Here is a 7098-nt window from a genome sequence, read left to right as displayed (position 1 = left end):
CCCGGTCACATTCCGAACCCGGAAGCTAAGCCTCTCAGCGCCGATGGTACTGCAAGGGGGACCTTGTGGGAGAGTAGGACGCCGCCGGACTCAACGTAAGTGATGTGGCCATCGGCCCTCCATCGAGAACTCGTAGGGGAGACCCTCGTTCTCGTGGAGGCCGGTGGCCACATTTGTTTCCGCCGTAGGTCGCTCGACTCGCGGTCCGGTTCGTGATGGACTGGGCCCAGCAGCGAGCACGGACGACCGTGCGGCACCCCCCCCACAACGACACAGCGGACGACCGCCCGGCGCATTCGAGCACGGGCACGCGATGAGGAGCAACGGTGGCGAACGACGACGAGCAGCAGCGCAACGACCGGGATCGCGGGGAGCGGCGCGAAGGCAGCCGCTGGTCGTCCGGGCCGCGCGACTTCGAGCGTCGCGAGGGGGATCGTTTGCGACGGGACGGTGACCGTCCAGCCCGCGACGCCGGCCGGAGTGGTCGTGACGACCGTCGGGGCTTCCGCGAGGGCGACCGGTCGTTCGGTGACGGTGGCCGTCGGCCGGCTCGGCAGGGTGACCGCGACGGTACGGGGCGTCCGCCCCGCGGTGACGGTCCTCGAGGCGCTGACCGCCCGGGCCGTGATGGTGACCGCCGTCCGTTCCGTGGCGGCGACGACCGTCGTCCGCAGCGTGATGGTGATCGTCCTTTCCGTGGTCGCGATGACCGTGCGCCCTTCCGTGGTGGCGACGACCGTCGTCCGCAGCGTGACGGTGGCGACCGTCGTCCGCAGCGTGATGGTGATCGTCCTTTCCGTGGTCGCGATGACCGTGCGCCCTTCCGTGGTGGCGACGACCGTCGGCCGCAGCGTGACGGTGGCGACGACCGTCGTCCGTTCCGTGGCGGCGATGACCGTCGTCCGCAGCGTGACGGTGGCGAGCGTCGTCCGTTCCGTGGTGGCGACGACCGTCGTCCGCAGCGTGACGGTGGCGAGCGTCGTCCGTTCCGTGGTGGCGACGATCGCCGTCCGCAGCGTGACGGTGATGACCGTCGTCCGTTCCGTGGTGGCGATGACCGTCGTCCGCAGCGTGACGGTGGCGAGCGTCGTCCGTTCCGTGGTGGCGACGATCGTCGTCCGCAGCGTGACGGTGATGACCGTCGTCCGCAGCGTGACGGTGATGACCGTCGTCCGCAGCGTGACGGTGATGACCGCCGTCCGTTCCGTGGTGGCGATGATCGTCGTCCGCAGCGCGACGGTGGTGAGCGTCGTCCGTTCCGCGGTGCCGACGACCGCCCGCGCCGCGAGGACGACCGGGGCGACCGCCCTCGGTTCGGCGACGGCTCCCGTCATGCCGGCGCACGCTTCGGCGAGGCTGCCCGTGACGACTGGGAGGACCGTGACCCGTACGGCACGCGTTCCGTCCGTCCGCGGCACGAGGACCCCGAGATCGACGAGAGCGTCTCGCCGCGGGACCTCGACCCGGCTGCCCGCGCCGAGCTCAAGACGCTCAGCAAGGACAACGCCGAGTGGGTCGCGAAGCACCTCGTCATGGCGGCGCTGCTCGTCGACGAGGACCCGGAGACGGCCAACCTCCACGCCCTGAGCGCTGCGCGTCGGGCCGGCCGTGTGGCGGTCGTCCGCGAGACCGCGGCGATCACCGCGTACCGGACGGGCGACTTCGCCACGGCGCTCCGTGAGCTGCGCACCTACCGTCGCATCTCCGGCAAGAACGACCAGCTGCCGATGATGGTCGACTGCGAGCGGGGTCTCGGACGTCCGGAGCGGGCGCTCGAGCTCGGCCGGTCGGTCGACCGCGCCGCGCTGGACACGGCGGTGCAGGTGGAGCTCGCGATCGCGATGTCCGGCGCCCGGATCGACCTGGGCAACCCGACGGCCGCGCTCGGCGAGCTCGAGATCCCGCAGCTCGACCCGACCACGGCGTACAGCTGGTCGCCGGCCCTCTACAGTGCTTACGCGGCCACGCTCGAGGAGCTCGGCCGCCAGGACGAGGCCGACGAGTGGTGGGCGCGGGTCGACCGGGCTGCCGCCGCCCTGGCCGAGATCGCCGACGAGAACGCATGGGAGACTGTCGATGTGGTCGAGGAAGAAGTCGAAGGACACGACGAGCACGACGCCGTCGTCGGTGACGAGTCCGTCGCCGGTGACGAGCACGGGACCGGAGCGCTCGACGACACCGACCAGCTCGGCGACGACGTCGACCCCGACGACGACCTCGGCGAGATCGACGACGACAACCCCCGCGACGTCGACGGCTCCGCAGCCGACTGACGTCCCGAGGCCGCCGACGGACGGTGTGGACGTCGTCCTCACCGACCTCGACGGTGTCGTGTACCGCGGACGCAACGCGATCCCGCACGCTGTCGAGGCCCTGACACGGGCGTCGCTGACGGCTCGGGTCGGCTACATCACGAACAACGCCTCTCGTCGGCCGTCCGACGTCGCGGAGCACCTGGAGGGCTACGGCCTCGAGGTGACCGCCGACGACGTCGTGACCTCGTCGCAGGCGGGCGTGCGGCTGCTCGAGACGCTGGTGCCGGCCGGGTCCACCGTGCTGGTCACCGGCGGCCTCGGGCTGACGAGCATCGTCGAGGAGGCGGGCTTCACGGTGACCACGAGCGCCGACGACGCTCCGGCAGCGGTCATCCAGGGCTTCTCGCCGGACCTCGGGTGGACGCACCTGGCCGAGGCGTCCTTCGCCCTCGCCGATCCGGACGTGCCGTGGGTGGCGACGAACATGGACTGGTCGATCCCGGTCGAGCGTGGCATCGCGCCCGGCAACGGCACGCTCGTGTCCGCGGTGCACCAGGCCGTCGGGCGGATGCCGGTGGTGGCGGGCAAGCCGGAGCGACCGATCTTCGACGCCGCGATCGCCCGCTTCGGCGGCGAGCACCCGCTGTTCATCGGCGACCGGCTCGACACGGACATCAAGGGCGCGAACGACGCCGGCATCCCGAGCGTGCTCGTGCTGACGGGCATCGACCAGGCGAAGCAGGTGCTCGCGGCCGACCAGCGCTCGCGTCCGACGTACGTCCTGCAGGACCTCCGTGGGCTGTCCGAGCCGTACCCGGTCACGGTGCGACGGCAGGACCCGGACGGCACCCGGTACGTCACGGTCGGCGGCGCCACGGTCGCGATGCACGGGCACGTCGTCCGGGTGCTCGACAGCGGGACGCCGATCGACCTGCTCCGCGCCGGGGCAGCGCTGATCTGGGAGTCCGGACTGGCGATCTACGGCCTCGACGTCGACCCGAAGCTGTACGGCGGCGAGTAGCGTGACCCACGTGCCCCACCCGCAGCAGCCGTCCGAGCAGGAGCCGGGCGAGCAGCAGCAACCGCCCGAGCAGGAGCAGGGCGAGCAGCAGCAGCAGGGCGAGCACCGACAGCCCGCGCAGCAGCCGGACGGCTTCGCTGAGCGCACCGCGGCTGCCGAGGCACTGCCCCTGCCCGAGCGCGCCGACGCCTTCGCCGCGCTGCACGACGACCTGCGCACCCGCCTCGAGAGCGGCCAGGCACCGCAGGGGCACAGCTCGGGTCGCGCTGCCGGCGCCACGCAGGTGTGGGGGAGCGGACGAGGAGACGGCGGTGCCGGTGCCTGAGCACGACGAGGCCCGCCCGGTCCGGTTGGACGCACTGCTCGCCGCCCGCGGGCTGGTCAGGTCGCGGACCGCCGCGGCGAAGCTGGTCCAGGCCGGCCGAGTGACGGTCGGGGGCACGGCGGTCGTGAAGCCGTCGGCCCCGGTCGCGCCGGACGCCGAGCTCGTCGTCGACACCGAGGACGAGTGGGTGTCGCGTGCGGCGCGGAAGCTCGTCCGTGCCCTCGAAGCCTTCGACGTCGACCCGAGCGGGCGCGTCGTGCTCGACGTGGGCGCCAGTACCGGAGGATTCACGCAGGTGCTGCTCCACCACGGAGCCGCCCGCGTCGTCGCCCTCGACGTCGGGCACGGTCAGCTCGACCCGGTGGTCGCCATCGACGAGCGGGTGCGTGTGGTCGAGGGGTGCAACGCCCGTGACCTCACGCCGGACACCTACGCGGCGCTCGACGACGCAGCGCCCCGCACGAGCCTGGTCGTCGGAGACCTGTCCTTCATCTCCCTGCGTATCGTCCTGCCCGTGCTGGCGGCCGCCGTGCCCGCGGACGACTTCGTGCTGCTCGTGAAGCCGCAGTTCGAGGTCGGCCGTGGTGGTGTGCGCGAGGGCATCGTGCGCGACCCCGCCCTGCGGAACGACGCGCTCATGAACGTGCTCTGGTCGGCGTGGGACGCGGGCCTCGGGACGGTCGGGCTGACCGCATCGCCGATCGTCGGCACGCACGGCAACCACGAGTACCTCGCGCACTTCCAGCGTGGTGTCGGGGGTCATCCGGCAGGATGGGGGAACCCGACAGCGTGGATCGGTCGGGCCACCGAACTCACCGAAGGGGCTGCATGAGCGACGACGACCGGCACATCCTGCTGGTCTCCCACACGGGCCGACAGGACTCCATCGACGCCGCCGTCGAGGTCTGCGACCTGCTGCACGCCGCCGGACTCACCCCGGTGATGCCGTTCGACGAGTACGCCGACGTCCGACGGGCCGAGGCCTCGGTCGGCCAGGTCGACATCCTGGGTGTCGACGTGCAGGCCGACGCCCTCGAGATCGTCATCGTCCTCGGCGGGGACGGCACGATCCTCCGTGCCGCCGAACTCGTGCGGGGGACGCGCGCCCCGATCGTGGGCGTGAACCTCGGACACGTCGGCTTCCTGGCCGAGAGCGAGCGCGACGGGCTGCGGGCCACGGTCGAGCGTGCCCTGGTCGGCGACTACAAGGTCGAGGAGCGTGTGACGCTCCAGGTCGACGTGGTCGTCGGGCACGAGGTCGTCTACTCCTCGTGGGCGCTGAACGAGGCGACGATCGAGAAGGCCTCCCGCGAGCGCATGCTCGAGGTCGTCACCGAGGTGGACGGTCGGCCGCTGTCGTCCTTCGGCTGCGACGGCGTCGTCGTCGCCACCCCGACCGGGTCCACGGCCTACTCGTTCTCCGGCGGCGGCCCGATCGTCTGGCCGGACGTCGACGCCCTGCTCATGGTGCCGCTCAGCGCGCACGCCCTGTTCTCGCGTCCGATCGTCGTCGGGCCGGACTGCACCCTCGCGATCGAGGTACTCCGGCGCACGAGCGGCGTCGGTGTCCTGTGGTGCGACGGCCGTCGCACCCACGACCTGCCGCCGGGTGCCCGGGTCGAGGTCCGTCGATCGCCCGACCCCGTCCGGGTCGCCCGGCTGAAGGACGCTCCGTTCACCGACCGGCTGGTCGCCAAGTTCCAGTTGCCCGTCGCGGGTTGGCGCGGTCCGGCGACCGAGGACGACGCATGATCGAGGAGATCGTCATCTCCGACCTCGGCGTCATCGGCGAGACCACGCTCGAGCTCGGACCCGGCTTCACCGTCGTCACCGGCGAGACCGGTGCGGGCAAGACCATGATCGTCACGGCGCTCGGGCTGCTGCTCGGTGCCCGGGCGGATGCCGGCTCCGTGCGCCGCGGCGCCTCCAGCGCGGTGGTCGAGGGGCGTTGGCACGTCCCGGACCACGCCGCCGTCGCGGAGCGTGTCGAGGACGCGGGCGGGACCGTCGAGGACGGCGAGCTCATCCTGACCCGCACGGTCTCGGCGGAGGGCCGCAGCCGTGCGACGGTCGGTGGCCGCAGTGCCCCGGTCGCGGTGCTCGGCGAGCTCGCCGACCAGCTGGTGACCGTGCACGGGCAGTCGGACCAGATCCGCCTGACGTCGGCCTCGGCGCAGCGCGCCGCCCTCGACGGCTTCGGCGGCAGGGCCGTGCAGCGGGCACTCGGTGCCTACGTCGCCGCCTACGACACCTGGCAAGCGCACGCCGGCGAGCTGGAGACGCTCGTGCGGGACCGCGACGACCGCGTCGCCGAGGCCGAACGCATCCGCGCCGCGTCGGACGAGATCGAGTCGGTCGACCCGCAGCCCGGCGAGGACGTCGAGCTCGCCGAACGCGCCGAACGCCTCGGCAACCTCGAGGAGCTCCGCCTGGCCGCCGGCACCGCCCACGAGGCACTGTCCAGCGAGTCCCTCGACGGGGTCGCCGACGTCGTCGGACTGGTCGAGGCGGCACGCCGGGCCGTCGAGCGCGTCGCCGGGTCCGACCCGGCCCTGCAGCCCGTGCTCGAGCAGCTGACCGAACTCGGGATCCAGGCCTCGGACGCATCCGCCGGACTGTCCAGCTACCTCGGCTCGTTGGAGCCGGACGCCGGGCACGACCTCGAGCTCGTCAACGAACGCCGGGCACTCCTGGCGAACCTGACGCGCAAGTACGGCGAGACGGTCGACGACGTGATCGCGTACGGCCAGCGGGCGAGCGACCGGTTGCTGGAGCTGGACGGTGACGACGACCGCATCGTCGCGCTGCAGCAGAGCGTCGAGCAGGACGAGCAGGCCCTCGCGCAGACGGCCGCCGCGCTGACCGCGGCCCGCACGAAGGCCGCGGGCGACCTCGCGAAGCGGGTCACCGCGGAACTCCGGACGCTGGCGATGGCCGGCGCGACCCTGGTGGTCGAGGTCACCGACGGCGGCGAGTACCGCCGGCACGGGCGCGACCAGGTCGCGATCCTGCTCCAGCCGCACTCCGGCACCGACCCCCGCCCGATCGGCAAGGGCGCGTCCGGCGGCGAGCTCTCGCGCGTGATGCTCGCGATCGAGGTCGTCATGGCCGGCAGTACGACCGTCCCGACCTTCGTGTTCGACGAGGTGGACGCCGGCGTCGGCGGAGCCGCGGCGATCGAGATCGGTCGGCGGCTCGCGAAGCTCGCCGAGCGGACGCAGGTCATCGTCGTCACGCACCTGGCGCAGGTCGCCGCGTTCGCGAACAACCACCTCAGCGTCGTCAAGGACGCCAGCGGCGCCGTGACCTCGTCGAGCGTGCGCCGGCTCGAGGGCGAGGACCGGCTCCAGGAGATGGCCCGCCTGCTCTCCGGCCTGGGCGACAGCGCGAGCGGCATCGAGCACGCGCGCGAGCTCCTCGACGTCGCCGGCCAGCGCGCCTAGGCAACGTTCCGGCCTGGAGGCACGCCCCGCCCCGTCCCTCCGCTCGCGTCCGCA

7 protein-coding genes and 1 rRNA gene are annotated in these 7098 nt (G+C 72.6%); all 8 read left to right on the top strand.

The features are described 5' to 3' along the window. Positions 1–90, top strand: a 5S ribosomal RNA gene (rrf, locus tag ACIP6W_RS15540); the annotation flags it as partial. Between the two features lie 360 nt (positions 91–450). Then, a complete protein-coding gene (locus ACIP6W_RS15535) occupies positions 451–1587 on the top strand; it encodes a hypothetical protein (RefSeq protein ID WP_400430347.1) in 1137 nt (378 codons plus the stop codon). Further along, a complete protein-coding gene (locus tag ACIP6W_RS15530) occupies positions 1533–2273 on the top strand; it encodes a hypothetical protein (RefSeq protein ID WP_066656394.1) in 741 nt (246 codons plus the stop codon). Before ACIP6W_RS15535 ends, ACIP6W_RS15530 begins: the two co-directional genes overlap by 55 nt. A 25-nt stretch (positions 2274–2298) precedes the next feature. Beyond that, positions 2299–3276, top strand: a complete 978-nt coding sequence (locus ACIP6W_RS15525; RefSeq protein ID WP_066656392.1) for an HAD-IIA family hydrolase — start codon at positions 2299–2301, stop codon at positions 3274–3276. A 10-nt stretch (positions 3277–3286) separates the two neighbouring features. After that, a complete protein-coding gene (locus tag ACIP6W_RS15520) occupies positions 3287–3601 on the top strand; it encodes a hypothetical protein (RefSeq protein WP_400430345.1) in 315 nt (104 codons plus the stop codon). Beyond that, positions 3588–4433, top strand: a complete 846-nt coding sequence (locus ACIP6W_RS15515) for a TlyA family RNA methyltransferase (RefSeq protein ID WP_235426376.1) — start codon at positions 3588–3590, stop codon at positions 4431–4433. Before ACIP6W_RS15520 ends, ACIP6W_RS15515 begins: the two co-directional genes overlap by 14 nt. After that, the gene (locus ACIP6W_RS15510) at positions 4430–5353 is read left to right on the top strand and encodes an NAD kinase (protein ID WP_066656388.1); all 924 of its coding nucleotides are present in this window, start codon (positions 4430–4432) and stop codon (positions 5351–5353) included. Before ACIP6W_RS15515 ends, ACIP6W_RS15510 begins: the two co-directional genes overlap by 4 nt. Further along, entirely contained in the window at positions 5350–7044 is a 1695-nt protein-coding gene (gene recN, locus ACIP6W_RS15505; RefSeq protein WP_400430343.1) for a DNA repair protein RecN, read from the top strand. Before ACIP6W_RS15510 ends, recN begins: the two co-directional genes overlap by 4 nt. The last annotated feature ends 54 nt before the right edge of the window (positions 7045–7098 follow it).

It is taken from the genome of Curtobacterium sp. NPDC088465, from assembly GCF_044753165.1.
Lineage (GTDB): Bacteria > Actinomycetota > Actinomycetes > Actinomycetales > Microbacteriaceae > Curtobacterium.
Note: the sequence above shows the minus strand (reverse complement) of the source record. Positions and strands in the feature narration are given on the sequence as shown.

Bases quoted from the DNA above. Each gene is read 5' to 3' on its own strand.
- recN (WP_400430343.1), top strand. From the start codon at position 5,350: ATGATCGAGGAGATCGTCATCTCCGACCTCGGCGTCATCGGCGAGACC.
- ACIP6W_RS15510 (WP_066656388.1), top strand. From the start codon at position 4,430: ATGAGCGACGACGACCGGCACATCCTGCTGGTCTCCCACACGGGCCGA.
- ACIP6W_RS15530 (WP_066656394.1), top strand. From the start codon at position 1,533: ATGGCGGCGCTGCTCGTCGACGAGGACCCGGAGACGGCCAACCTCCAC.